23 protein-coding genes are annotated in these 24,455 nt (G+C 72.8%); 14 read left to right on the plus strand and 9 right to left on the minus strand.

Going from position 1 to position 24,455, the window contains the following annotated elements:
- A complete protein-coding gene (locus KU893_RS15415; RefSeq protein ID WP_218235265.1) occupies nucleotides 1-1,299 on the minus strand; it encodes an HNH endonuclease signature motif containing protein in 1,299 nt (432 codons plus the stop codon).
- A gap of 362 nt (nucleotides 1,300-1,661) precedes the next feature.
- Nucleotides 1,662-2,573 carry a non-homologous end joining protein Ku gene (gene ku / locus KU893_RS15420; RefSeq protein ID WP_218235266.1) on the minus strand — a complete coding sequence of 304 codons (912 nt, stop codon included), beginning with the start codon at nucleotides 2,571-2,573 and terminating at the stop codon, nucleotides 1,662-1,664.
- Between the two features lie 35 nt (nucleotides 2,574-2,608).
- Between ku and ligD (KU893_RS15425) the strand changes: the two genes are divergently transcribed.
- Entirely contained in the window at nucleotides 2,609-3,556 is a 948-nt protein-coding gene (gene ligD / locus KU893_RS15425; protein ID WP_257441403.1) for a non-homologous end-joining DNA ligase, read from the plus strand.
- Nucleotides 3,556-4,473, plus strand: a complete 918-nt coding sequence (gene ligD, locus KU893_RS15430; protein WP_218235267.1) for a non-homologous end-joining DNA ligase — start codon at nucleotides 3,556-3,558, stop codon at nucleotides 4,471-4,473. The genes ligD (KU893_RS15425) and ligD (KU893_RS15430) overlap by 1 nt, the downstream gene beginning before the upstream one ends.
- Nucleotides 4,474-4,478: 5 nt before the next feature.
- Here ligD (KU893_RS15430) and KU893_RS15435 read toward each other — a convergent pair whose 3' ends face one another.
- From KU893_RS15435 to KU893_RS15450, 4 genes are all read right to left on the minus strand, one after another.
- On the minus strand, nucleotides 4,479-4,850 hold the full coding sequence (locus KU893_RS15435) for a hypothetical protein (RefSeq protein WP_218235268.1): 372 nt from the start codon (nucleotides 4,848-4,850) through the stop codon (nucleotides 4,479-4,481).
- A 28-nt stretch (nucleotides 4,851-4,878) separates the two neighbouring features.
- On the minus strand, nucleotides 4,879-5,697 hold the full coding sequence (locus tag KU893_RS15440) for a PP2C family protein-serine/threonine phosphatase (protein ID WP_218235269.1): 819 nt from the start codon (nucleotides 5,695-5,697) through the stop codon (nucleotides 4,879-4,881).
- A 279-nt stretch (nucleotides 5,698-5,976) separates the two neighbouring features.
- Complete coding sequence (locus tag KU893_RS15445; protein ID WP_218235270.1) at nucleotides 5,977-6,207, minus strand: DUF3107 domain-containing protein; 231 nt, start codon at nucleotides 6,205-6,207, stop codon at nucleotides 5,977-5,979.
- 50 nt (nucleotides 6,208-6,257) lie between these two features.
- A complete protein-coding gene (locus KU893_RS15450) occupies nucleotides 6,258-6,908 on the minus strand; it encodes a TetR/AcrR family transcriptional regulator (protein ID WP_218235271.1) in 651 nt (216 codons plus the stop codon).
- A 162-nt stretch (nucleotides 6,909-7,070) separates the two neighbouring features.
- Between KU893_RS15450 and moeZ the strand changes: the two genes are divergently transcribed.
- Both moeZ and KU893_RS15460 read left to right on the plus strand, forming a co-directional pair.
- Nucleotides 7,071-8,279, plus strand: coding sequence for an adenylyltransferase/sulfurtransferase MoeZ (moeZ, locus tag KU893_RS15455; RefSeq protein ID WP_218235272.1), 1,209 nt, complete (start codon nucleotides 7,071-7,073; stop codon nucleotides 8,277-8,279).
- A gap of 296 nt (nucleotides 8,280-8,575) precedes the next feature.
- A complete protein-coding gene (locus tag KU893_RS15460) occupies nucleotides 8,576-8,890 on the plus strand; it encodes an MGMT family protein (RefSeq protein ID WP_306811671.1) in 315 nt (104 codons plus the stop codon).
- A gap of 25 nt (nucleotides 8,891-8,915) precedes the next feature.
- Here the strand turns inward: KU893_RS15460 and tpx are convergent, their stop codons facing one another.
- Nucleotides 8,916-9,407, minus strand: coding sequence for a thiol peroxidase (tpx, locus tag KU893_RS15465; RefSeq protein ID WP_218235273.1), 492 nt, complete (start codon nucleotides 9,405-9,407; stop codon nucleotides 8,916-8,918).
- 566 nt (nucleotides 9,408-9,973) lie between these two features.
- Here tpx and KU893_RS15470 point away from each other — a divergent pair.
- The 4 genes from KU893_RS15470 to nudC all read left to right on the plus strand — a co-directional run bounded on the left by KU893_RS15470 (nucleotide 9,974) and on the right by nudC (nucleotide 17,946).
- Entirely contained in the window at nucleotides 9,974-10,387 is a 414-nt protein-coding gene (locus KU893_RS15470; RefSeq protein ID WP_218235274.1) for a cupin domain-containing protein, read from the plus strand.
- A gap of 46 nt (nucleotides 10,388-10,433) precedes the next feature.
- A complete protein-coding gene (locus tag KU893_RS23660) occupies nucleotides 10,434-13,697 on the plus strand; it encodes an ATP-dependent helicase (protein ID WP_218235275.1) in 3,264 nt (1,087 codons plus the stop codon).
- Nucleotides 13,694-16,963: an ATP-dependent helicase gene (locus tag KU893_RS15480; RefSeq protein WP_257441404.1), complete on the plus strand. Its 3,270-nt coding sequence runs from the start codon at nucleotides 13,694-13,696 to the stop codon at nucleotides 16,961-16,963. Before KU893_RS23660 ends, KU893_RS15480 begins: the two co-directional genes overlap by 4 nt.
- 68 nt (nucleotides 16,964-17,031) lie before the next feature.
- Complete coding sequence (gene nudC, locus KU893_RS15485; protein ID WP_218235277.1) at nucleotides 17,032-17,946, plus strand: NAD(+) diphosphatase; 915 nt, start codon at nucleotides 17,032-17,034, stop codon at nucleotides 17,944-17,946.
- 6 nt (nucleotides 17,947-17,952) lie between these two features.
- On the opposite strand, the gene KU893_RS15490 is transcribed toward nudC, so the two are convergent.
- On the minus strand, nucleotides 17,953-18,198 hold the full coding sequence (locus tag KU893_RS15490) for a mycoredoxin (protein WP_218235278.1): 246 nt from the start codon (nucleotides 18,196-18,198) through the stop codon (nucleotides 17,953-17,955).
- A gap of 181 nt (nucleotides 18,199-18,379) precedes the next feature.
- Between KU893_RS15490 and KU893_RS15495 the strand changes: the two genes are divergently transcribed.
- From KU893_RS15495 to KU893_RS15520, 6 genes are all read left to right on the plus strand, one after another.
- Nucleotides 18,380-19,732 (plus strand): hypothetical protein, encoded by a 1,353-nt coding sequence (locus tag KU893_RS15495; protein WP_218235279.1) that lies wholly within the window; start codon nucleotides 18,380-18,382, stop codon nucleotides 19,730-19,732.
- Nucleotides 19,733-19,836: 104 nt separating this feature from the next.
- A complete protein-coding gene (locus tag KU893_RS15500) occupies nucleotides 19,837-21,912 on the plus strand; it encodes an ATP-dependent helicase (protein ID WP_218235280.1) in 2,076 nt (691 codons plus the stop codon).
- A gap of 158 nt (nucleotides 21,913-22,070) precedes the next feature.
- On the plus strand, nucleotides 22,071-22,337 hold the full coding sequence (locus tag KU893_RS15505; RefSeq protein WP_218235281.1) for a hypothetical protein: 267 nt from the start codon (nucleotides 22,071-22,073) through the stop codon (nucleotides 22,335-22,337).
- Between the two features lie 152 nt (nucleotides 22,338-22,489).
- Nucleotides 22,490-22,756: a WhiB family transcriptional regulator gene (locus KU893_RS15510; RefSeq protein WP_141003398.1), complete on the plus strand. Its 267-nt coding sequence runs from the start codon at nucleotides 22,490-22,492 to the stop codon at nucleotides 22,754-22,756.
- A 47-nt stretch (nucleotides 22,757-22,803) separates the two neighbouring features.
- Nucleotides 22,804-22,971: a putative WhiB-interacting protein gene (locus tag KU893_RS15515; RefSeq protein WP_174245198.1), complete on the plus strand. Its 168-nt coding sequence runs from the start codon at nucleotides 22,804-22,806 to the stop codon at nucleotides 22,969-22,971.
- 146 nt (nucleotides 22,972-23,117) lie between these two features.
- On the plus strand, nucleotides 23,118-23,294 hold the full coding sequence (locus tag KU893_RS15520) for a hypothetical protein (RefSeq protein ID WP_218235375.1): 177 nt from the start codon (nucleotides 23,118-23,120) through the stop codon (nucleotides 23,292-23,294).
- Nucleotides 23,295-23,339: 45 nt separating this feature from the next.
- Here the strand turns inward: KU893_RS15520 and KU893_RS15525 are convergent, their stop codons facing one another.
- Nucleotides 23,340-24,230 (minus strand): hypothetical protein, encoded by an 891-nt coding sequence (locus KU893_RS15525; protein ID WP_218235282.1) that lies wholly within the window; start codon nucleotides 24,228-24,230, stop codon nucleotides 23,340-23,342.
- Nucleotides 24,231-24,455 lie beyond the last annotated feature (225 nt).

Raw genomic sequence — 24,455 nt, forward strand, 5'->3', positions numbered from 1 at the left:
CTACTGGTCGGGCGGGTGGACCGGGTGGGTGCCGCGGTGGTCGACGCGGAACTGGAACCGGTTGGGGCTGGTCCACAGGTAGGACCCGGGCATCACGATGTCGTAGCGCCATCGGGAGTGGGTCTTCGCGCGGTGGTGGCGCCTGCAGAGCGGAACTTCGTTGCACGGACAGGTCACGCCACCCTCGCCGTAGGGGCGGTGGTGGTCGATGTCGCAGCGTTGTGCGGGTCGGGTGCAGTGCGGGAACCGGCAGGTGTGGTCACGCAGGATCACCCGGGTCCTGTGCCGGTCGGGGATCTCGTAGGAGTCGACGGGGACGTGCTCGGCCAGGTCGATCACCGGGCGCACGATGATCGTGGTGTCCTTCGCCCGCAGCCATTCGCGGATCTGGGCGGTGCTGATCGGGCAGCGACCTTCTTCCCACCGGCCCACGGGGTTCGCGCAGGGGTTCGCGAACGGGTTCGTGTCGTCGAGGAGGCTGGTGTCGGTGAGGTGGACGTTCAAGACCACCTTGCGGCCGGGGATGGTGTGCCCGGTGGTTGAGGTGCGAGCGCCAGCGAGCCTCGAAACCCCCGGGCCTTCCAGATCATCGGGGACGATGAGGTCGAGCGCGAGGTCCTGACGGGCGAGCTCGGCAGCGGCCTTGGAACGCCGCACGTCGAGGGACGAGTCGTCGCCCAGCTTCCCGAGGACCTCGGCACGCCGGGCCACCGCGAGGTTCAGGTCGTGCCCGTCGGCGGCATCGAGCAGCCCGTCGAGGTGGACCAGGCCGTGCTCGTCAACCTGACCGATGTCGAAGTGCCGGTGATCGGCCGCGTTGTTGCGGTCGGTCTCGGCCTGCTCGGGGTCGAACCGCAGCACCGCTTCGGTGATGAGGCGTTCGAGCTGGGCCCACCCGACGCCGGAGGCGTTGAACAGCTGCCGGTCCACGAACGCCGCCGCTTCGGCACACAAGCCGTGGGTGAGGTCGGCGATGCGTTCGGCCCGCCACGGCGCCAGCTTCCCGGCGGTCACGGCGGCGTAGACGTTCGGGAGGCGCCAGGCGCATTCGACGACCCGCCCGACATAGGCCTTCCCACCATCGGGTGACCTGCCGAGGACCGCGACGAGCTCCATCACCGCGAACTCCGAGATCAGGGGTGCGCCGGGGCCGGCGATGGGGATGCCGGTGTCGAGATAGCCCTCGGTGATCGTGGCGGCGCCTTCGGGTCCGGTGACGATGTGGTCGCCGGCCCAGGCGGCGATGTCTTCCCATTCCTCGATCACCAAGGTGTTGCGGGAGCGGATCCGCTCACCCACGCGCGACAGCAGAGCTGTCGTCGAACGGGGCTGGGTTCCGAGATCCATAACTGGATGCTCCCACCCACCCTCGACACAACCGAACGCCGCAAACCCGCCTGTGGACTGGCGAAACTCAACCATCGGGGTGGGGAGAACCGACGTCATGATCGGTGACAAGAGGGACTCGCGCTCCGGTGGTTGAGGTGCGACGAGCGCTAGCGAGGAGCCTCGAAACCACCGGGCCCACGGACGCGACCCGCCCACGGGAACCTTCCGGCAGCACGGCCGGAGGTTTCGAGGCTCGCTGGCGCTCGCACCTCAACCACCGGGACGGCTCGCTGGCGCTCGCACCTCAACCACCGGCCGGGGTTCGCCCGGGTTCAGCTCGCCTTCTTGGCCGTCTTCTTCGCCGCCGTCTTCTTGGCCGTGGCCCTCTTCGCCGGAGCCTTCTTGGCGGCGGTCTTCTTGGTCGTCTTCTTCGCCGCCGTCTTCTTGGCGGCCGGCTTCTCGTCGGTCTCGCCGCGCGACGACTTGGCGGCCTCGACCGAGCGCTGGAGCGCGGCGAGCAGGTCGACGACCTCGCCGCCGGTCTTGGCGGAGGTCTCGGTGCGCTGCACCTCGCCGCCCTCGATCTTCGCCTTCACGACGGCCTGGACCGCGTCGGCGTAGTCGTCCTCGAACTCGGACGGGTCGAAGTCCCCGGCGAGCGTCTCGACGAGCATGTGCGCCATCTTGACCTCGGCGTCCTTGACCTCGCCGGTCTCGACGGAGAAGTCGGGCTTGCGGATCTCGTCGGGCCACATCATCGTCTGCAGCACGATCACGTCGTCGCGCACCCGCAGCACGGCGGTGGTCACCCGCTGCCGCAGCGCGACCGTCACGACCGCCATCCGGTCGGCGTCGAGCAGGGCCTGACGGAGCAGGGCGTACGGCTTGGCGCCGGTGCCCTCCGGCTCGAGGTAGTAGGACTTCTCGAACAGCATCGGGTCGATCTGGTCGCTCGGCACGAACTTCTCGACCGCGATCTCCCGCGACGAGGTGGTCGGCAGGTTCGCCATGTCGTCGTCGGTGAGGACGACCATCTCGCCGTCCTCGGTCTCGTACCCCTTCGCGATGTCGGAGTAGGGCACCTCCTCGCCGTCGATCGAGCACACCCGCTGGTACTTGATCCGGCCGCCGTCCTTGGCGTGGACCTGTCGGAACGAGACGTCGTGGCTCTCGGTCGCGCTGTACAGCTTGACCGGCACGCTGACGAGGCCGAAGGACACGGCCCCCTTCCAGATCGCACGCATGGGTCGAGCCTACGCCGTAGCGGCATGATGGGCGCGTGCCCGACCTGCGCCCGATGCTCGCCACCGCCGGCACCCACGTGCCGACGGGCGAGGAGTGGCGCCACGAGGTCAAGTGGGACGGTGTCCGTGCGCTCGCCGCCCTCGGGGGCGACCCGGCCGGCGGCGTCACGCTCACCAGCCGCAACGGCAACCGGATCACCCCCGCCTGGCCCGAGCTGGTCACGCCGCCGGCCGGTGTGCGGGACCTCGTGGTCGACGGCGAGATCATCGCGCTCAACGAGCGCGGCCTGCCCGACTTCCGGGTCCTGGCCGAGCGGATGCACGTCCGCAACGCCGCCACGGTCGCCCGACTCGCGGCGCGGATCAGCGCGACGTACATGGTCTTCGACGTGCTCCGGCTCGACGGCGAGGACCTGTGCGCCCTGCCGCTGCGCGAACGCCGCCGGCGGCTCACCGACCTCGACCTCGGCCGGTCCGGTTGGCAGGTCCCGACGACGTACGACGACGGCGCCATGCTCTACGAGGCGACCCGCGCGCAGGGCCTGGAGGGCATCGTCAGCAAACGCCTCGACTCCACCTACCGGCCCGGTGAGCGCAGCCCCCACTGGCTGAAGTTCCCGCACCGCCACCGCGGCTCCTTCGTCGTCGGCGGCTGGCGCGCGCAGGTCGGCACGAGCGACCGGCTGGCGGCGCTGCTGGTGGGGGAGCCGACCGCCGGCGGGCTGGCCTACCGCGGCCGGGTCGGCAGCGGGATCGGGCCGAAGCAGTCCCGCGCCCTCACGACGCTGCTCGCGCCGCTGGCCCGCACGTCCAGTCCGTTCGCGGACGACGTGCCACGGGTCGACTCCGACGGCACGGTCTGGGTGGAGCCGGTCGTCGTGGTCGACGTCGACACGCACGGGCTCGGCTACGAACGGCTCCGCCAGCCGTCGTACCAGGGCGTGCGGACCGACCTCACGCCGGACGACCTCCAGGAGTCCTGATGGCGAGGAAGACCGACCACCCGCAGACCGAGGTGCGCGTCGACGTCGAAGGCCGCACCCTGCGGCTGACCAACCTCGAGAAGGTGCTCTACCCGAGCACCGGCACGACCAAGGGCGAGGTGCTCGACTACTACGTGCGGGTGGCGCCGGTGCTGCTCCCGCATCTCGCCGGCCGCCCGGTCACCCGGATCCGCTGGCCGCACGGGGTCGGCGACATGAGCTTCTTCGAGAAGAACGCACCCCGGGGCACCCCGAGCTGGGTGCGCACCGCCGAGGTGCCGACGACCGGCAGCCGTGGCCCGAGCCGGCACGGCGAGACCCTGGTCTTCCCGATCATCGAGGACCTTCCGACACTGGTGTGGGCGGTCAACCTCGCCGCCCTCGAGCTCCACGTCCACCAGTGGACCGTCGACGCCGACGACGAGCCGGTCGGTGCCGACCGGATCGTCATCGACCTCGACCCCGGCGAGCCCGCCGGGCTCCACGAGTGCTGCCAGGTGGCCCTGCATGTGCGCGAGGCGCTCGCCGCGCGCGACCTCGACGCCGTCGCGGTCACCAGCGGCAGCAAGGGCCTCCACCTCTACGCAGCGCTCGCCGAGCCGCTGCCGTCGGCGCGGACCAGCGAGCTCGCGAAGGAGATCGCCGAGGAGCTCCAGGCGGCCCGTCCCGAGCTGGTCACCGCGACCATGACCAAGACCCGCCGGCGCGGCAAGGTCTTCCTCGACTGGTCGCAGAACGCCGGCTCGAAGACGACCGTGGCGCCGTACTCCCTGCGCGGCACCCCGCGCCCCCAGGTCGCCACCCCGATCCGCTGGGACGAGGTCGCCGCGGGTGCCGAGGACCCGCTCGGGATCGACCAGTTCGCGCCGGCCCAGGTGCTCGAGCGGGTCGAGAAGTACGGCGACCTGTTCGTCTGAGCCGGTCAGCCGAGCCGGCGCCGCATCGGGTAGACGTCGAACTCGGTGACCGCCCCCGCCGGGTCGCCCCCGGACCCGACCGCGTGCGCCACCTCGTCGGGGGAGACGGCGTGGTCGGCCTCGTCGAGGGTGGCGTCGATGAGCATCTGGAACTCCGGCGAGGGATGGTCGACCCGCTGCGGCGTGGTGTCGATCCGCCATCCTGCGCGGCCGAGCTCGTTGAACAGACCCATCAGGGTCGTGTTCTTCTCCGCGGCGATGCCCTCGAAGCCGTCGGCCGCCTCGATCAGGTAGACCGGCCGGAGCACGGCGAGCGCGGCAACGTCGTACAGCGGCACCCACAGGCGCGCGTACTCGTAGGACCGCTTCGCGCTCATCTGTCCAGTGTAGGACCCACGCTGACGGTCAGGCAGAGCGCAGCGGACGGACGGCGGCCGGGCCGACCACGTTCGCCAGGTCGGCGGCCGCGCCGAGGACCATCCCGTTGGCCGCGACCGCCGCGGCGTCCACCACGTCGGCGACGATGGCCGTCACGTTGTCACGGCTGCCCGCGTCGAGCGCGGCCAGCACCAGTCGGTCGACGGCCATCGTGCGGTTCTCGACGCCGAGGCCGAGCGCGATCGCGGCGGGGGAGAGCACGTCGGTGAGGCCGTCGCTGCACAGCAGCACCCGGTCGCCGGGGCGCAGGTCGAGCAGCAGCAGGTCGGGATCGGGGACGTGCTCGCCGTCGACGGCCTGCAGCACCACGTTGCGGTACGGCGACGCGGCGGCCTGCGCGGCGGTGAGCTGCCCGGTGTCGACCATCGACTGGACCAGGGTCTGGTCGTGCGTGAGCTGGCTGAGCTCGCCGCTGCGCAGCAGGTAGGCCCGGGAGTCGCCGACGTGGGCCAGGGCGGTGTGGATGCCGTCGGTCAGCACCGCGGTGAGTGTGGTCGCCATGCCGGCGCGGCGCGGGTCGGCGGTGATCCCGGCGGCCAGCTGGGCGTGCGCCTCGCGGGCGGCTGCCCCGAGCAGGCGCGCCGGCTCGTGACCCGGGTGGGCCAGGGCGCGGGCGCTGACGACATAGGTCGTCGTCGCTGCGGCGACCTCCCCGGCCTCGGCGCCCCCGACGCCGTCGGCGACGCAGAGCAGGTAGGGGCCGGCGAACCCGGCGTCCTCGTTGTCGGCGCGGACGCGACCGGTGTCGCTGCGCGCGGCGAAGCGGAACTGGAGCACCGTGCTCACCTCCCGGGGTCGTACCTGTTCAACGCCCGGGAGGGGCTGCGGAGTTCCTCAGCTGCGGGTCTCGAGGCGACTTCGCAAGCTCAGTCGCGCCTCGACCAGCGACTTCTTCCGCTGCTTCGCTCCGCTCAGCTGCGGGTCTCGAGGCGACTTCGCAGGCTCAGTCGCGCCTCGACCAGCGACTTCTTCCGCTGCTTCGCTCCGCTCAGCTGCGGGTCTCGAGGCGACTTCGCAGGCTCAGTCGCGCCTCGACCAGCGACTTCTTCCGCTGCTTCGCTCCGCTCAGCTGCGGAAGCCGACCTGTCCGGCGGTGCTGCGGCCGATCTCGACGTAGGCGAGCTTGGCGGTCGGGACGACGGTGACCTTGCCCTTGGTGTCGGTCAGCGTGATCACGCCGTCACCCGCCGCGAAGGCGTCGGCGACCTGCTTGGCGACCGCTTCGTTGGACTCGTCGGTCTCGATGACCAGCTCACGGGCGGTGTTCTGCACACCGATCTTGACCTCGACGGTCATGGTCACACTCCTCGTTCGTGGGGACGCCAGCCTAGCCAGACGCCGGTCGCTCAGTGCTCGTCGGTCTTCGGGTAGCCGCGGATGCCGCGCCACGCGAGCCCCGCCACGAGGGCGGTGGCCTCGTCGCGACCCAGGCCGGCCATCGCGCCGTCGTTCTCGGTGAGCCAGAACCGGGCGCTGACCTGCGCCATTCCCACCAGCGACACGGCGAGCAGCTGCGAGGCGGCCGACGGGAGGTTGGTGTCGTCCTCGATCACCGCGGCGATCATCGCGGCGCACTCGGTCGTGACCCGGTCGACGTGGCCGCGTACGGCGGGCTCGTTGGTCAGGTCGGACTCGAACACCAGCCGGAAGGCCCCCGTGTCGTGCCCGACGTAGGCGTAGAACGCGTCGATCGCGGCCGCGACGCGCAGCTTGTTGTCCTGGGTGGACTCCAGGGCCCGGCGGCAGTTGGCGATGATCGAGTCGCACGCGGCGTCGAGGATCGCGAGGTAGAGCTCCAGCTTGCCGGGGAAGTGCTGGTAGAGCACCGGCTTCGACACCCCGGCCCGTTCGGCGATGTCGTCCATCGCCGCGGCATGGTAGCCGTGGGCCACGAAGACCTCGAGCGCGGCGGAGAGCAGCTGCGCGCGCCGCTCGCGCCGCGGGAGTCGTACGCCGCGGGGCCGCGGCTCGTCCAGGTCGAACTGCTCGGTCACCACGCACCGAGCCTACTCGCTGGTAGCCCGGGTCCGGATGGCGGGACGTGGCGACCCCTCCCCGGACCCGGCAGGGACCATGGAGGGGTCGAGGGAACAGTCGGGGCCAACGCAGCGTTGCGCCCTGGACCCCCCATCCACCTGCAGTACTCGAGGAGCAACACCGTGAGCTTTCCCGCGCTGGTCGAGCCGGCCGCCGAGCTGACCATCGACGAGGTCCGCCGCTACAGCCGCCACCTGATCATCCCCGACGTCGCGATGGACGGTCAGAAGCGCCTCAAGAACGCCAAGGTTCTCGTGATCGGCGCGGGCGGTCTCGGCAGCCCGGCGCTGCTCTACCTGGCCGCGGCCGGCGTCGGCACGCTCGGCATCGCCGAGTTCGACGAGGTCGACGAGTCCAACCTGCAGCGCCAGGTCATCCACGGCATGTCCGACCTCGGCAAGGCCAAGGGTCTCTCGGCCAAGGAGTCGATCCTCGAGATCAACCCGCTGGTCAACGTGGTCCTCCACGAGGAGCGCCTCGACAACGACAACGTGATGGACGTCTTCCGGGGCTACGACCTGATCGTCGACGGCACCGACAACTTCGCCACGCGCTACATGGTCAACGACGCGGCGTACTTCCTGGGGATCCCGTACGTGTGGGGCTCGATCTACCGCTTCGACGGCCAGGCCTCGGTCTTCGCGCCGACGATGGCCGACGACGCCCCCTGCTACCGCTGCCTCTACCCGGAGCCGCCGCCGCCGGGCATGGTCCCCTCGTGCGCCGAGGGCGGCGTGCTGGGCGTGCTGTGCGCGTCGATCGGCTCGATCCAGGTCAACGAGGCGATCAAGCTGCTGATCGGCGCCGGCGACCCGGCCATCGGCAAGCTGGTCATCTACGACGCACTCGAGCTGGAGTGGCGCAAGCTGAAGGTCCGCAAGGACCCCAACTGCGCGCTGTGCGGCGAGAACCCCACCGTCACCGGCCTGATCGACTACGACGCCTTCTGCGGCGCGATCTCCGAGGAGGCCGCCGACGCCGCCGTCGACGCCACCATCTCGGTCACCCAGCTCGCCTCGATGATCAAGGAGAAGGAGGAGGGCGGCCGCGACTTCGTCCTGGTCGACGTGCGCGAGCCCGCCGAGGCCGAGATCAACCACATCCCCGGCGCGGTCCTCATCCCCAAGGGCGACTTCCTCAACGGCACCGCCCTGGCCCAGCTGCCGCCGGTCGACTCCGGCAAGCAGGTCGTCCTGCACTGCAAGAGCGGCGTCCGCTCGGCCGAGTGCCTGGCGATCGTCAAGGGCGCCGGGTACGACGACGCGGTCCACGTGGGTGGCGGCGTCGTGGCGTGGGTCAACCAGATCGACCCGAGCCAGCCGTCGTACTGATGACCGGCTGCGCCGGCTGAACGGCGAACGGGCCCCGCGATCCACCCGGATCGCGGGGCCCGTCCTTGTCCCCGATCGTGGTGGCGCGCCGGGACCACGGCGAAGATCTGCCGCCGTTCTCGCCCGAGCGCGCTCGCGCCCGTGACCGCGACGCCGCGCGATCGTTGTCCTGGCACGCGGCCTTGTGGCAGCGTCGCACCAACCGGAGGGCGTCCGGGCCGGCCCGGGCTGCACCGAGGGAGCATCGGGAGCCCCGTTCGATCGGACGGGGCTCTCTCCGTCCCGGGGGCCACGGCATGATGCGCATCGTGGACGAGGGGTACGTCGAGCGGGTGCTCGCGCTGGTCGAGCAGGTCCCGCCGGGCCGGGTGACGACGTACGGCGCCGTGGCCGCCGTCGCCGGAGGTGGACCCCGCCAGGTGGGATCGGTGATGGCGAGGTACGGCGGCCCGGTGCCGTGGTGGCGGGTCGTGCGTGCCGACGGCACGCTCCCACCGAGCCACGACGACCGGGCCCGCGAGCTCTACCTCGCCGAGGGAACGCCGCTGCGCAGCAGCAGCGGCGCCCTCGACATGCGCCGGGCCTTCTGGGACCCGGCGACCGGGGACTAGGAACCGCCCCGGCTGATCCGGAGGATCAGGCGAGCGCCGCGACGGCGGCGTCGTAGTCGGGCTCGGTCGCGATCTCGGGGACGAGCTGCGAGTGGAGCACGGTGCCGTCGGCGTCGAGCACGACGATCGAGCGGGCGAAGAGGCCCTCGAGCTTGCCGTCGGTCATCGTGACGCCGTAGTCCTCGCCGAAGGAGGAGCGGAAGGCGGAGCCGACCTGGACGTTCTCGATGCCCTCGGCGCCGCAGAACCGGTTGAGCGCCGGCGGCAGGTCCTGCGAGACGTTGATGACGGCGGTGTTCTCGAGGCCGGCGGCGAGCTCGTTGAACTTCCGCACGCTCGCGGCGCACACGCCGGTGTCGATGCTCGGGAAGATGTTGAGAACCGTGCGCTGGCCCTCCGGGAGGGTCACGGAACCGAAGTCCGCGCCGACCAGGGAGACCGACGGGGCAGCGGAGCCGACGGCGGGCAGGTCGCCGACGGTGGTGACGGGGTTGCCCCCGAGTGCAGTGGTAGCCATGCGCCTTGTCTAGCAGGTCGACCCGAGCCGTCCGTCACCCGTCCGTCATCGGAGCCGACCGAGGAACCCGACCGCCTGGAGCACGTCGCGCAGGCGGCGTTCCCCGGTGATCCCGACGACGGTGGGCAGCGCGCTCCGGCCGGTTCTCCACAGGACGGCCCACCGGCTGGGGACGACGTGTCGCCGTCCTGTGGAGAACGACCGCCGGTCTTGTGGACGACACGCCGAGCGTCGGTGGATGACGAGAAACCCTCGAAAAAACCGGGGCGGACCCCTTGCGACCGGTCGACGGCCGGGCGTAGAACTTCTCCCACGCACTCCTCCGGGAGAGCGGGATCAGCCGGAAGGCACCGATCCGACCGGCCAGGCCGAGACCTTCGGGTCGGAGCGAGGCGGCCCTGCGGGACGCCGGCCGCGCGAGCCGGGTGGCGCGGTTCGCGGGATCGCAGCAGCCGGGTGGTCGACCGGGAGCGTCACCAGTACCGGTCACCCGAAGGGCCCTTGTGACTCATACGCACGAGGGCCCTTCGCCCATTTCCGGTCGCTGTCACGGGCAGACTGGGCGCATGGCCGACCGCCCCGCCCTCGCCGTCCAGCTCGACCTGCAACCGCACCCCGAGGGTGGCTGGTACCGGCAGACCTGGGCGTCCCCGGTGAGCGTGACCCTGCCCGACGGACGCGTGCGCCCGACGGCGACGCTGATCTACTTCCTGCTGCCCGCGGGCGAGTCGTCGGCCTGGCACCGGGTGTCCTCCGACGAGGTCTGGCTGGCCCACGAGGGCACGGTGCGGGTCGAGCTGGGCGGCCGCGGTGCCGCACCGGACGAGGCCGGGGCGACCGCGCTGGTCGTGGGGCCGGGGAGCGGGCAGGGGCTGGTGCCGGCCGGGGTGTGGCAGCGCACGACGGTGTCGGGCAGCGACGCGCTGGTGAGCTGCCTGGTCTCGCCCGGCTTCGACTTCGCGGACTTCGAGCTGGCCTGACCGACCCGGCGGGGTTGTGTCGTGCCGGGGTGGTTGAGTGGCGCCCGTGGACTCCTCGACCGCCCCGACCGGCTACCGCTTCGCCCCGGCGCCCGCCGCCGCGGCGGTGCCGGAGCTCGACGAGCACCAGCGCCAGGTCGTCGACCACGCCGGCGGCCCGCTGCTCGTGCTGGCCGGTCCCGGGACGGGGAAGACCACGACGCTGGTCGAGGCGATCGTCGACCGGATCGAGCGCCGCGGCGCCCGGCCCGACCAGGTCCTCGCCCTGACCTTCTCCCGCAAGGCCGCCGACCAGCTGCGCGACCGGGTGACCGCCCGCCTGGGCCGCACGACCGGCACCCAGCTGAGCTCGACCTTCCACTCCTTCGCCTACGCGCTGGTCCGCCGCTACGCGCCCGCCGGGCTCTACGAGGCGCCGCTGCGGCTGCTGTCCGCGCCCGAGCAGGACGTCATCTTGCGCGAGCTGCTCGCCGACCACCCCGAGTCCGTGCGCTGGCCCGACCGGTTCCGGCAGGCGATGGCCACCCGGGGCTTCGCGCGCGAGGTGCACGCCGTCCTCGGCCGGGCCCGGGAGAAGGGCCTCGACGGGGAGGCGCTGCGGCGGCTGGGCGAGGTCGAGGGCATCGACGAGTACGTCGCCGCCGGACTCTTCCTCGAGCAGTACCTCGACTCCCTCGACTCCCTCGGCGCCACCGACTACGCCGACCTGATCCGCCGGGCGCGGATCGAGGCGGAGTACCACCGCGCCGAGCTGCGCGAGCAGTTCCGTCACGTCTTCGTCGACGAGTACCAGGACACCGACCCCGGGCAGGTCGCGCTGCTGCAGGCGATCGCCGGCGACGGTCGCGACCTGGTCGCGGTCGGCGACCCGCACCAGTCGATCTACGGGTTCCGCGGCGCCGAGGTGCGCGGCATCCTCGAGTTCCCGACCGAGTTCCCGCGCTCCGACGGCTCGCCGGCCGACGTGGTCGCGCTGCGCACCGTGCGCCGCTTCGGGCCCGGGATCCTCGCACCCGCCCAGCGGGTGGCCGGCCGGATCGGTCTGCGGGGCACCATCCCCGCCGAGGCGCGCGAGCGGTTCCTGGCGCCGCGGGCCGACGGGGCGTCGTACGGCGCGGGGCGGGTGCAGGTCCGCACCTTCGACACCGAGCGCGCCGAGGCCGAGCACCTCGCCGACCTGCTCCGGCGCGCGCACCTCGAGGACGGCATCCCCTGGGACGAGATGGCGGTCCTGGTGCGGTCGGGCCGGGCGAGCATCGCCCCGCTGCGGCGCGCGCTCGGTGCGGCGGGCGTGCCGGTGGAGGTCGCGCGCGACGAGGTGCCGCTCGTCCGCGACCCCGCGGTCCTGCCGCTGCTCGACGCACTGCGGGCGGTCGTCAACGTCGACAACGACGACCCCGAGCACGTCGAGCACGTCGACGCGGCGCGGGCCGAGGCGCTGCTGACCGGGCCGCTCGGTGGCCTCGACGCCGGTGACGTGCGCCGGCTCGCGAGGCTGCTGCGCAACCGCGAGAAGGACCTGTGCCAGGAGAGCGGCGAGACGCCACGCAGCTCCCGCGAGCTGGTCCGGCTGGCCGTGCTCGAGCCTTCCTACCTCGCCTCGATCGACGCCCCGGAGGCGGAGCGGGCCCGTGGCCTGGCCGAGCTCCTCGGCCGCGCTCGCGCCGACCTCGAGACCGGCGCGAGTGCCGAGGAGCTGTTGTGGACCCTGTGGTCCGGGACGTCCTGGCCACAGCGGCTGCGGCGCTCGGTCGAGGCCGGGGGCGGTGCCGCGCGGCGCGCCCACCGCGACCTCGACTCGATCTGCGCACTCTTCGACATCGCCGTGCGGGCCGGTGAGCGGCGCGAGCACCTCGCGGTCGCGCCCTTCCTCGAGGGCCTGGTCCAGCAGGAGATCCCGGCCGACACGCTCGCCGACCGCGGAGCACGCGGCGCCGCCGTCCGCCTGCTGACCGCCCACCGCAGCAAGGGTCTCGAGTGGCGGCTGGTCGTGGTCGCCCACGTCCAGGCCGAGGGCTGGCCCGACCTGCGCCGCCGCTCCACGCTGCTCCAGGCCGACCGGATCGGGCCGTCGACCGCGGGCGGTCTGGTCGGCTCGGTCGTCCCGCCCGTCACCACCCGCGAGCTGCTGATGGAGGAGCGCCGGCTGTTCTACGTCGCGTGCACCCGGGCCCGTGAGCGGCTCGTCGTGACGGCCGTGCAGTCGGCCGAGGACGAGGGCGAGCAGCCGTCGCGCTTCCTCGACGAGCTCGGGTCGAGCGTGCTCCACGTCGTCGGACGGCCGCCGCGGCCGCTGTCCCTCGACGGGCTGGTGGCCGAGCTGCGCCGCACCCTCGCCGACCCGGAGTCCGACCCCGCGCTGCGCGACGCCGCGGCCCGCCGGCTGGCCCGGCTCTCCCGCGAACGCGTCGGGCGCCGTGCCGCGGTCCCGGCCGCCGACCCCGCCAACTGGTGGGGCACCCGGGCCGTCAGCCGCTCCGAGCAGCCGATCCGCGACGAGGACCGGCCGGTGCCGGTCTCCGCGAGCATGCTCGACTCGCTCGCGACCTGTCCGACACAGTGGTTCCTGACCCGCGAGGCCGGTGGCGTCGGACGCGCCCACCAGTCGGCCAACCTCGGTGAGCTGGTGCACGCCCTCGCCGAGCGGGTCGCCTCCGGCGATGCGCCCCCCGATCCCGATGCCCTCATGGCCTACGTCGACGAGGTGTGGGGCCGCCTCGACTTCCGCACTCCGTGGTCCAAGCAGCGCGAGCACGACCGGGTGCGGGCGGCGCTGGAGCGCTTCGTCGACTGGCACGAGGCCAACCCGCGGACCCTGGTCGGACGCGAGGAGCGGTTCTCGACCGTGGTCGAGGTCGACGGCGAGAGCGTCCAGGTCACCGGGTACGCCGACCGGGTCGAGCTCGACGCCGACGGCCGGGTGGTCGTGGTCGACCTGAAGACCGGCCGCACCAAGCCCAGCGACACCGCGGTCAAGACCCACGTGCAGCTGGCGCTCTACCAGTACGCCGTCGACCACGGCGCCCTCGACCCGCAGCTGGGCGAGCCCGGTGGTGCGTCGCACCAGGCCGGTGGTGCCGAGCTGGTGCAGCTCGGCCTGGTCGACGGTGGCCCGGACGCCACGGTCCAGCAGCAGCCGGTCCACGCCGAGGACGGGCCCGAGCGCGACGACCTGCGGGCCCGGCTGTCGTACGCGGCCCACCTGATCCGTGAGGAGCACTTCCCGGCGGTGGCCGGACAGCAGTGCCGGACCTGCACCTTCGTGTCGCTGTGCCCGGCCAGGAGCGCGGGAGCGGTGGTGTCCCAGTGAACGTCGCGACGCCGGCCGTGATCCCGATGACCATCGACTCGCCCGAGGCCCTGCAGCGGGCGATGAAGGCGCCGTTCCCGCCCAGCGACGAGCAGTGGGCGGCGATCAGCGCCCCGCTGCGCCCGGCGGTCGTGATCGCCGGTGCCGGCTCGGGCAAGACCACCTTGATGGCGGCGCGGGTCGTCTACCTCGTGCTGACCGGTCAGGTGCGGCCCGAGGAGGTGCTCGGGCTGACCTTCACGACCAAGGCCGCCGCCGAGCTGCGCCAGCGGGTCCGCACGGCGTTGCGCGACGCCGGTGCCCTCGACCTCACCGGCGATGCCGGCCGCGAGCGCGGTGACGAGGTCGACGAGGTCCTCGAGCCGACGGTGGCGACCTACAACGCCTACGCCTCGGGCCTGCTCACCGACCACGGCCTGCGGATCGGGCACGAGCCCGACACCCGGGTGATCACCGACGCCGCCCGCTACCAGCTCGGCGCTCGCGTCGTCGACCGGTTCACCGGCACCATCGAGCACCTCACCGACCATCCCGAGACCGCGATCCAGAACCTGCTCGCGCTCGACTCCGCGATGAGCGAGCACCTCGTCGGCCCCGACGACGTGCGCGGCCACGACAGCGCCGCCCGCCGCGGGTTCGAGCGGGCGCGCGCCGAGGAGCTGGCGGGCAAGGCCCGCAAGACCTACCTCGAGGCGATCGACAAGGCGCTGTCGGCGATCGACCGGCGCGCCGAGCTGCTCGAGCTCGTGGCGTCGTACCGCGGGCTCAAGCGCGACCTCGGCCTGATGGACTTCTCCGACCAGATCGAGCTCGGTGCCCGGCTGGCCGCCGAGCGGCCCGAAGTCGGCGCGATCGAGCGCGGACGGTTCAAGGTGGTGCTGCTCGACGAGTACCAGGACACCTCGGTGGCCCAGGCGATCATGCTGTCGCGGCTGTTCTCCGGGCCCGGACCCGGCGACGGTCTCGGGCACGCGGTGACCGCCGTGGGTGACCCCAACCAGGCGATCTACGGCTGGCGCGGCGCGTCGGTGGCCAACATCCTCAACTTCGCCACGACCTTCCCGGCGGCCGACGGGACAGCGGCGACCCACGCGCTGACCGTCAACCGGCGCTCCGACCGGCGGATCCTCGACGTGGCCAGCCACCTCGCCGAGCCGCTCTACGACGCCCTCGAGGCGCGCGGGGCCGGTGTGGCGCGACTGCGGGCGCCTGAGGGTGCTGTCGACGGCGTGGTCGAGGCGCACACCTTCGAGACCCAGCGCGACGAGCTCGCCTGGCTGGCCGACGCCGTCCGCGCCGCCCACGGGGGTGAGCCCGGCGACTGGGCCGACATCGGGGTCCTCACCCGCGACAACGCGCATGCCGAGCTGGTCTTCGACGCGCTGACCACGGCCGGCATCCCCGTCGAGATCGTCGGCCTCTCCGGCCTGCTGCGGCTGCCCGAGATCGCCGAGATCGTCGCCGTGCTCCGGCTGCTGCACGACGTGACCGACAACGCCGCCCTGCTGACCCTGCTCGCCGGCCCGCGCTGGGCGATCGGTCCCCGTGACCTGCGTCTGCTCGGTCAGCGGGCCGGGGAGCTGGCCGGTCGGCGGGGTCGGTCCGGCGAGCAGGTCTCCGTCGCCGAGCAGCTCGTCGCGATCGCCGACGGCATCGACCCGGCGGAGATCGCGTGTCTCGACGATGCGCTGGCCGACCCGGGCGAGGGGCCCTACTCCGCCGAGGCGCTGATCCGGTTCTCGCTGCTGCGCGACGAGCTGAGGCTGCTGCGCTCCGCCGGGGGGGAGCCGCTGCTCGACCTGGTCCGGCGGATCATCGACGTCACCGGCGCCGACGTCGAGCTCGCGTCCGCCGTCAGCGCGGCGGCCGGTGCCCGGCGCGACAACCTCGACCTGTTCGTGAAGGCGGTCGCCGACTTCCAGGCCGTCGACGGCGACGTGACGCTGCCCGCGCTGCTGGCCTACCTCACCGCCGAGGACGACCAGGGCAACGGGCTCGACATCGCGACGCCGACCGAGGCCGACTCGGTCAAGCTGCTGACGGTCCACCGCTCCAAGGGCCTCGAGTGGGCCACGGTCTTCTGCGTCGGAGTGTGCGAGTCACGCTTCCCCTCGGCCCAGGGACGGACGCTGTGGGTGTCCTCCCCGGCCGTGCTCCCGGCGCCGCTGCGGGGCGATGCCGCCGACCTGCCCCAGCTCGAGGGCTTCGACAAGGCCGCGCTCGACGACTACCGGCAGCGGTCCAAGGCACACGAGGCCGACGAGGAGCTCCGGCTCGGCTACGTCGCGTTCACGCGGGCGGCCCACCGGCTCGCGGTGACGTCCTACCAGTGGGGGCCGCGGAAGACCCCCTATGGCCCGTCCTCCTACCAGGAGTCGGTCCGCGAGGTGCTCATGTCGTGGGGACTCGCGCCCGAGCCGTGGCTGGTGCGACCCGAGAAGGGCGCGGCCAATCCCTACGACGCCGAGGATCCGTCGCGCCCGTGGCCGGTGGACGGTGTCGGTGAGGAGGCGCGGCTGCGGCTGGCCGCCGCGGCCCGGGTGGCCGAGGCCGACCCGGAGGAGCCCGACCCCGGCCTCGACGTGGTCACGGCCGCCCGGGTGGCCGAGTGGGACGCCGAGATCGAGCAGCTGCTCACCGAGGCCCGGCTCGCCGCGGGCGCCGGGACCGCCGTGGAGGTGCCGCTGCCGTCGTCGCTGTCGGCCACCGCGCTGAGTCGGTTGCGCGACGACCCGGAAGGCTTCGCCCGCGACCTGGCCCGGCCCATGCCGCGACCGCCCGCGCCGGCCGCCCGGTTCGGGACCCGGTTCCATGCGTGGGTCGAGGCCCGGTTCGGCCAGCAGGGACTGTTCGACCCCGACGAGCTGTCGGGGCGCGCCGACGCCGGGATCGACGACGAGGCGGACCTCAAGGAGCTCGTGGCCCGGTTCGAGGAGGGGCAGTTCGCGACCCGTGAGCCGCACGCGGTCGAGGCGCCGTTCGCGCTCGTGCTCGGGGCCGGCGAGGGACGGCGGCAAGTGGTGCGCGGACGGATCGACGCCGTCTACGCCGAGCCCGACGGCTCGTTCCTCGTCGTCGACTGGAAGACCAGCGCCCGCCAGGACGCCGACCCGCTCCAGCTCGCGGTCTACCGCCTGGCGTGGGCCGAGCTCGAGGGGATCGACCCGGCGCGGGTGCGGGCCGGCTTCTACTACGTGCGCACCGGCAAGCTGGTGGTGCACGACGAGCTGCCGGGCAGGGAGGAGGTCGAGGCCCTCCTCGGTTGAGGACACCCGGGCTGGGGGAGGACGCGGGCCGTCGCGACGCTCCGCAAGGCCGTGGCTAGGCTCGGATCGTGACGTTCCCGCACCAGTCGCTGGCTGCCGACCCGCACGACCGACTCGGCCTGCTCCGGACGGACGACGCCTGGCTGGAGGAACGTTGGTCCGACCCGGCCAGCCGCGTCCTGGTGATCGCCGGGACCCGGGTCCGACCCGGGGCCGACGGGCTGGAGTGGGTGTCGTCGGCGCAGGCGCCGGACGGCGTCCGGGTCCTGCTCGGGGAACGGGACGGCGTGACCTGGTGGGCGGTGATCGTGCCGGGCGAGGTGGCCAAGGCCGAGCCGGAGCGATGGCTGCCGCTGCGCGGGCTGCTGCCGTTCCTCGTCGGCGAGCGGGCCAACCAGGCGCCCCTGGTGTTCCATGCCATCGGCTTGGCCGAGTGGCACTGGGCGCACCGGTTCTGTCCGCGGTGCGGCGGCCGTCTGGTCGCGCGCGCGGCAGGACACGAGCTGGTGTGCGCGGACTGCGGCAAGCCGCAGTTCCCGCGCTCCGACCCGGCGGTGATCATGCTGATCGCCGCCGGAGAGCCCGGCGCGCCCGACGAGCGGTGCCTGCTCGGGCGCAACCACAACTGGCCGGAGGGACGCTTCTCGACGCTGGCGGGGTTCTGCGAGCCGGGGGAGTCGCTGGAAGACGCCGTGCGCCGGGAGGTGCTCGAGGAGACCGGTGTCGTCGTCGGCGACGTGAGCTACTTCGGCAACCAGCCGTGGCCGCTGCCGTCGAGCCTGATGCTCGGCTTCCACGGTCAGGCGGTGTCCGAGCAGATCCGGCTCGACGACGACGACGTCGAGGACGCGCGTTGGTTCACCCGCGAGGAGATGCGCCGGCTGACGGCGGAGGGCTCCCTGGTCCTGCCGGGCAGCGGGATCTCGATCAGCCGTTCCTTGATCGAGGACTGGTACGGCGGCGCGCTCCCCGGGAGCTGGTGAGACCCCTCAGGCGCTGAGCGCCTCGAGCTTCGCCTTCACCTGGGCGAGGCTGGGGTTGGTCTGCGCGGTGCCGTCGGCGTACACGAGCGTCGGGACGGTCTGGTTGCCGTTGTTGGCCGACTCCACGATCGCGGCCGCGTCGGGCTGCTGCTCGATGTCGACGATCTCGTAGGTGATGCCCTCGCGGTCCAGCTGGCTCTTGAGGCGGTGGCAGTAGCCGCACCAGGGGGTGGTGTACATCGTGAAGGTCATCGAGGGGTCTTTCTCTGCGATCGGTCGGGTTCTCCGCGACTCAACCACGAGGGGCGTGGGCTTGTTCCGCGGGAGTCCCCAGCAGGGTCGGGACGCTGATCGGGACACCTGCCACTGCCCGCCGGGACACCGGGCCCGCGAAGGTCGGCGACATCTTGCCCCCCAGCTCGAGGAGTACCTGATGTCCCGCACCCGCACCGTCGCCCTGCTCTCCGTGAGCGCGTTGGCGGCGGCCTCGCTGCTCTCGGTCGCCGACCCGGCGTCGGCAGCGACCACGGCGACGCCGACCGACACGACCATCACCACCGGCGAGGCGCGGACCGCGACGCCCGCGGCAGCGACCGCGGCCGACGGATCCATCGTCTACATCCACGGGTTCAACGTCTGGTTGTCCCGTCCCGACGGCAGTGGCCAGCGGGCGGTCACGGTCGACGGCACCGAGGCGTCGCCCTACGAGCACCCGACGATGTCCGACGGTGGCGTGATCGCGGTGATGAAGGGCGAGACCATCGTCCGGATGGGCCAGGACGGCGCCGTCTACAACCGGATCAACCCCGAGGACCTGTTCGTCCCCGACTACGACACGGTGCACATCAGCCCGGTCCAGGGTGCGGAGATCTCGCCCGACGGCACCAAGATCGCCTACAGCCAGCTGCGTCTGGAACGGTACGGCAACGGCGGCTGGTTCGAGACGGAGGCGGCGACCAGCTTCACGGACGCGGCGCAGTGGGTGGGCCCCGACAAGTACGGCATCATGCTGGGCTACCAGCCCGGCTGGGTGACCAACAGCCGGGTCGCGCTCAACAGGGACGGCGACGTCCACATGGGTGACCTCGGGCACGACGCCCAGGCATGGTTCTTCTCCGACGACATCTTCGGCCAGTTCGTCGAGCTGGTGGAGCCGGAGGTCTCGCGCGACGGCAAGCGGGTGCTGTTCGGTGTCAGCGGTGCCGGCTTCGCGATGAAGACGGCCGTCGGCGACCCGCGGACGGGTACGCCGGCCAAGCCGCTCGCCAACCCCGAGTGCTACATCACGCCCGAGCAGGGGCAGCCGGCCGCGATCGACGCCACCTTCGGACCCGACAGTGACTCGGCCGTCTACAGCGAGGGCGGCGACCTGTGGGTGGCCCGCGGCCTCGCCGCCTGCTCGGCCGCCGGGACCACGCTGACGAAGATCGCGACCGGCGGCACCGAGCCCGACTGGTCGCCGGCCGCGCTGTCGGCCCCGCCCGCCGGCGGTCCGGGCGGCGGCACCGGCGCTCACGCCTTCGACCTCGGCAAGTCGCCGGTCCTCTCCGGCAAGGCGAAGGCGGGCAAGAAGCTGCGCGCCAGCGCCGGGACCTGGTCGCCGGCGCCCAGCTCGGTGACCTACACCTGGCTGCGCAACGGCAAGGTCGTCGCGGGCCGCACCGGCGCGACGTACAAGCTCGGCAAGGCCGACCGCGGGAAGCGGATCCAGGTCCGGGTGACCGTCCACCGGGGCGGGTACGCCGACCGCTCGGCCACCTCGGGTGTGGTGAAGGTCCGCCGCTGAGCGTGCGTCCACCCCGCCGGTGAGCTCGTGTCGGGGGCTGCGTCTAGGTTGGGATCTCCACCCGGATTCCGCCCCACGCAGCCCCCGAAGGAGCGCCCGCACCCATGTCCGAGTCCATCGAACGGCTCCTCTCCGCGCTCGACCCCGAGCAGCGGCAGGTCGCGGAGACGCTGCGGGGACCGGTGCGGGTGCTGGCCGGGGCGGGGACGGGCAAGACGCGCGCGATCACCCACCGGATCGCGCACGGTGTCATGTCCGGGGTCTACGCGCCGACCGAGGTGCTGGCGGTCACCTTCACGACGCGAGCGGCCGGCGAGCTGCGGCAGCGGCTGCGCCAGCTCGGGGCCCCCGGGGTGCAGGCCCGGACCTTCCACAGCGCGGCGCTGCGCCAGCTGCGCTACTTCTGGCCCCACGTCCACGGCACCGAGCTTCCGACGCTTACCGAGTCCAAGATCCCGATGCTGGCCGCCGCCTGCCGCAACCTGGGCCTGCGGGCCGAGCAGGCCCTGCTGCGCGACCTCGCCTCCGAGATCGAGTGGGCCAAGGTGAGCAACGTCGGCGCCGAGGACTACCCGCGGATCGCACCGGCGAAGGGCCGCTCGGTGGCCGACCAGACCCCGGAGACCATCGGCCGGGTGATCGCGGCCTACGAGCAGGTCAAGCGCGACCAGGGCCGGATGGACATGGAGGACGTGCTGCTGCTCACCGCCGGCGTGCTCGCCTCCGACGAGCGGGTCGCGGCGCAGGTGCGCCGGCAGTACAAGTGGTTCGTGGTCGACGAGTTCCAAGACGTCTCCCCGCTCCAGTCGGCCCTGCTCGACCTGTGGCTCGGCGGGCGCGACGAGCTGTGCGTGGTCGGCGACCCGGCGCAGACGATCTACAGCTTCGCCGGCGCCGACGCCGACTACCTGCGCGACTTCCCGCAGCGCTACCCGGGCACCACCTCGATCGAGCTGGTCCGCAACTACCGCTCGACGCCCCAGATCGTCGAGACGGCCAACACCTTGCTGTCCGGTACGCCGAGCGCCGGCGTCGAGCTGCGCTCGCAGCAGAAGTCCGGATCCCCGGTGCGGTGGGTGGGGGAGCCCGACGAGGTGGCCGAGGCCCGCAGCGTGGCCGATCGGATCCTGCGGCTGCAGCGGGCCGGGACGGCGTACGGCGAGATGGCGGTCCTGTTCCGCATCAACGCCCAGTCCGAGACCTTCGAGGACGCGCTGGCCGACCGGGGGATCCCCTACATCGTGCGCGGCGCGGCCCGGTTCTTCGAGCGGCGCGAGGTGCGCGAGGCGGTGACCAGGCTGCGCGGCGCCGCCCGCTCCGGCGAGGGTGGCGACGACCCGTGGCTCGAGGTGCTCAAGGGCGTCCTCGGCGGCATGGGCTGGACCGCGGAGCCGCCGACTTCCCGTGGTCAGGTCCGCGACCGGTGGGAGTCCTTCCAGGCGCTGGCCGACCAGGCCGAGGAGTTCGCGACCGAGCGCGGCATCGAAGCGTCGGTGGCGAGCTTCGTCGAGGAGCTGGACCGGCGCGCGACCGAGCAGCATGCACCGACCGCCGACGGCGTCACCCTGGCGACCTTCCACGCCGCCAAGGGCCTGGAGTGGGACGCCGTGTTCTGCTGCGGCGTGCAGGACGGCACCGTGCCGATCGTGTACGCCGAGCAGGGCGGCGCGCGTCCCGACGCGGTCGAGGAGGAGCGCCGGCTGCTCTATGTCGGGGTGACCCGGGCCCGGCGGGAGCTGATGGTGTCCTGGGCGGCGGCCCGTAACCCGGGCCAGGCGCCGCGCCGTCAGCCGTCCCGTTTCATCGTGCCGATGCTGCCGGCCAGCCAGCAGCCGCAGCAGACCCGTGCCCGCACGAAGGTCGCCCGCTGCCGGGACTGCCTCCAGCCGCTGTCCACGGCGGCGGAGAAGAAGCGCGGGCGTTGCGCCCACCACCCGGTCCGTTACGACGAGGCGTTGTTCGACCGGCTCAAGGTGTGGCGCCTCGAGACCGCGCGGGAGGCCGGCGAGGACGGCAAGCCGCTGCCGGCGTACGTGGTGTTCACCGACGCCACCCTCGAGCTGATCGCCGAGGTCAAGCCGACCTCGATGGCGGCGCTGGCGAAGGTCAGCGGGGTGGGGCCGAGCAAGATCGAGCGCTACGGCGACGCGGTGCTCGCGCTGGTCGCCGAAGGGGCCTGAGCAGGCGTTCGGAGCAGGGTTTGAAAAAACCTCGAAAAACTTCCATAAATGATTTGCGCGGCCCGTTGAGCGGCCATTACGGTCGTCAGGCAAGTTCAAACTGCGCACCACAGCCCTGACAACGCTGGCGCCCGTACGCACCGAAGGAGGTGGCCCTGATGGAGAACATGACGAACCCGGTCTTCCCGGTGATCACGTCCGCTTGGCAGCCCAGGCTGTCCGCCCTCGGCTGCGCCACCTCTGCCTTCGCGACCCTCGAGGTCCAGGGCATCGCCGCGCGTCCGGCCACGGTTGCGACCGGTGTTGAGCCGTTCGCCGTGGTGGCCGCCGAGGCCGCCAAGCGGGAGCGCATCGCCGGCACGGACCACCGTGGCAGCAGCGCCGCCTACGTCCCGGGTGTCCACGCCTGGAGCCCACCGATCTGACCCAGCTCAGCTCGGCAGCCTCCAGGCCGCGGAACCCGAATCAGACCGGGATCCGCGGCCTTCGTACTTCTCAGACCGAGATACGCGAAGTCCGGATCCCCACCCGAAGTGACAACGCGATCAGGTCAGAAGTTGAGGAGGTGAAAAAGCAGATGACGACCAGTGTTCTCGAGCCGACGCTGGACGAGCTGCTGCCGTGCCGGTTGAACGACGCGGAGCTGTGGTTCGCCGAGTCCCCGTCGGACGTCGAGGCCGCCAAGGCGCTGTGCCTGGACTGCCCGGTCCAGAGCATGTGCCTCTCGGGCGCCCTGGAGCGGCGCGAGCCGTGGGGCGTCTGGGGCGGCGAGCTGTTCCTGGCCGGCGTGGTGATCCCGCGCAAGCGGCCCCGAGGCCGTCCCCGCAAGGACGCCGCGGCGTAGTCCATCCACCCCATCCCTTTCCGTACCACCACACCCTGGAGCTTGAGATGACGCAGTTCATGAACGAAGACCTGGCGCGGGCCCACATGGCCATGCGCCTGGGAGAGGCGCAGCAGCTGCGCGCGGCCAGCAGGATGGCCCGCGCACGCCGCTTGAGCCGCAAGGCCGAGCGTGCAGCGCAGCAGGCTCGTCTCGCCCTCGCTCGCGCACTCTGAGTCCGCCTCGCGGACCAGCGAGACCGGAATTCTTCGAGACCTCCTCGAAGGGCACCTGATCGCGGGTGAGAAGGAAGGGCCGGACCGACCGATCGTCGGGCCGGCCCTTCCGGCATTTCTGCGGGTGGCCGACCTAGGCTGGACGGGTGAACGGGACCGTGAGCGTCACCTGCGACTTCTGCGGCCGCCAGGTCGAGGGCGAGGCGCCGCCGCTGACCTGGACGACCTCGCTCGAGCGCGGCCGGGTGCGCCGCTACTGCGACGAGTGCTCGCGCACGCACCTGCGCTCGATGGAGGCCAAGCTCGACAGCGACTGGTGGTAGTCGGGCCGACCCGGGGCCGGGCCGAGGGGCGGCCGGAGCCGGGACTCAGGGCAGCTCGAGGAAGCCGTCCCAGGCGCAGCCGCAGTAGGGATGGCGTCCCCACGGGGTGACCACCGGCGCAGCGGCCGGCCCGAGGTCGACGGTGGCCGACCAGGTGCTCGGCTCCTCGCCGTCGACGAACCGCGCCAGGTCACGCACCGCCCAGGCGAGCGCGAGTCGGTCGAGGACGGGGTCGCGCGGCGGCGGATCGGCGACGCACTGGCGTGCCGCCTGCGTCACCAGCAGCGGCAGCCGTTCGTCGTGCAGGGACTCGTGGGCATCGACGCAGCGCAGGCAGGCGGTCCGGCCCGGGACGACGAACGGTCCGATCCGGACGGCGGTGGCGTCACCGGCCACCAGCAGGTGGGGCACCGAGGCCCGGACCAGGGGGTCGAGCCGCTCGCGGGCGACGGGACCGTCGGCGACGACGAGGCGCACCGCCGTGCCCCCCGCCTCGCCGGCCTCTCCGGCCTCGCCCGCCCCAGCCGCGTCCCTCGGGGGAGCGGCGACGCGAAGCCCCGCGGTGTCCAGCAGCGGCTCGAGGAGCGTCCGGGCGCCCGGTGGGGCGTCGAGGACCACGCAGGACGCCGCCCGGGCGGCCTGGCGTCGTACGGCGTCGGGGCCGGCCTGGGCGCGGAGGTGCGCGGGCGTCGTCGGGTCGACCGGCAGCACGAGTCCGGACTCGCGGAGGCGGGCGAGCGCCTCGGCGGCGTCCGGGGCGCCTGCGGGGTCAGGATCGGGGTGGCCGGAGGGAGAGGCCAGCGCGCCGAGCAGGCGGCGTACCTCCGGGACGTCCGGGAGCCGGAGCGAGGCGCCGGTGAGGCCGACCTGGAGCACACCGGGGGAGCGGTTCAGCACCGGGGTGCCGGGACGCAGTTGGTGGGGCCGGGACGCCATGGCGGCAGCGTGGCACGAGGCCGAGCATCGGCGCTCCGGTCATCCACAGAGATCTCGACACGCGCGTCGCGCCTTCGTTCCTCGGCCGCGGCGCTACTCGATCTCCCGGGCTGATCCGCGCCGCCGCTCGTGCCTCGCGGCCGAGCATCGGCGCTGCGGTCATCCACAGAGATCTCGACACGCGCGTCGCGCCCTCGTTCCTCGGCCGCGGCGCTACTCGATCTC

Origin of the sequence: Nocardioides daeguensis (assembly GCF_019192965.1) — a bacterium.
In the GTDB taxonomy this organism is placed as follows: domain Bacteria; phylum Actinomycetota; class Actinomycetes; order Propionibacteriales; family Nocardioidaceae; genus Nocardioides; species Nocardioides daeguensis.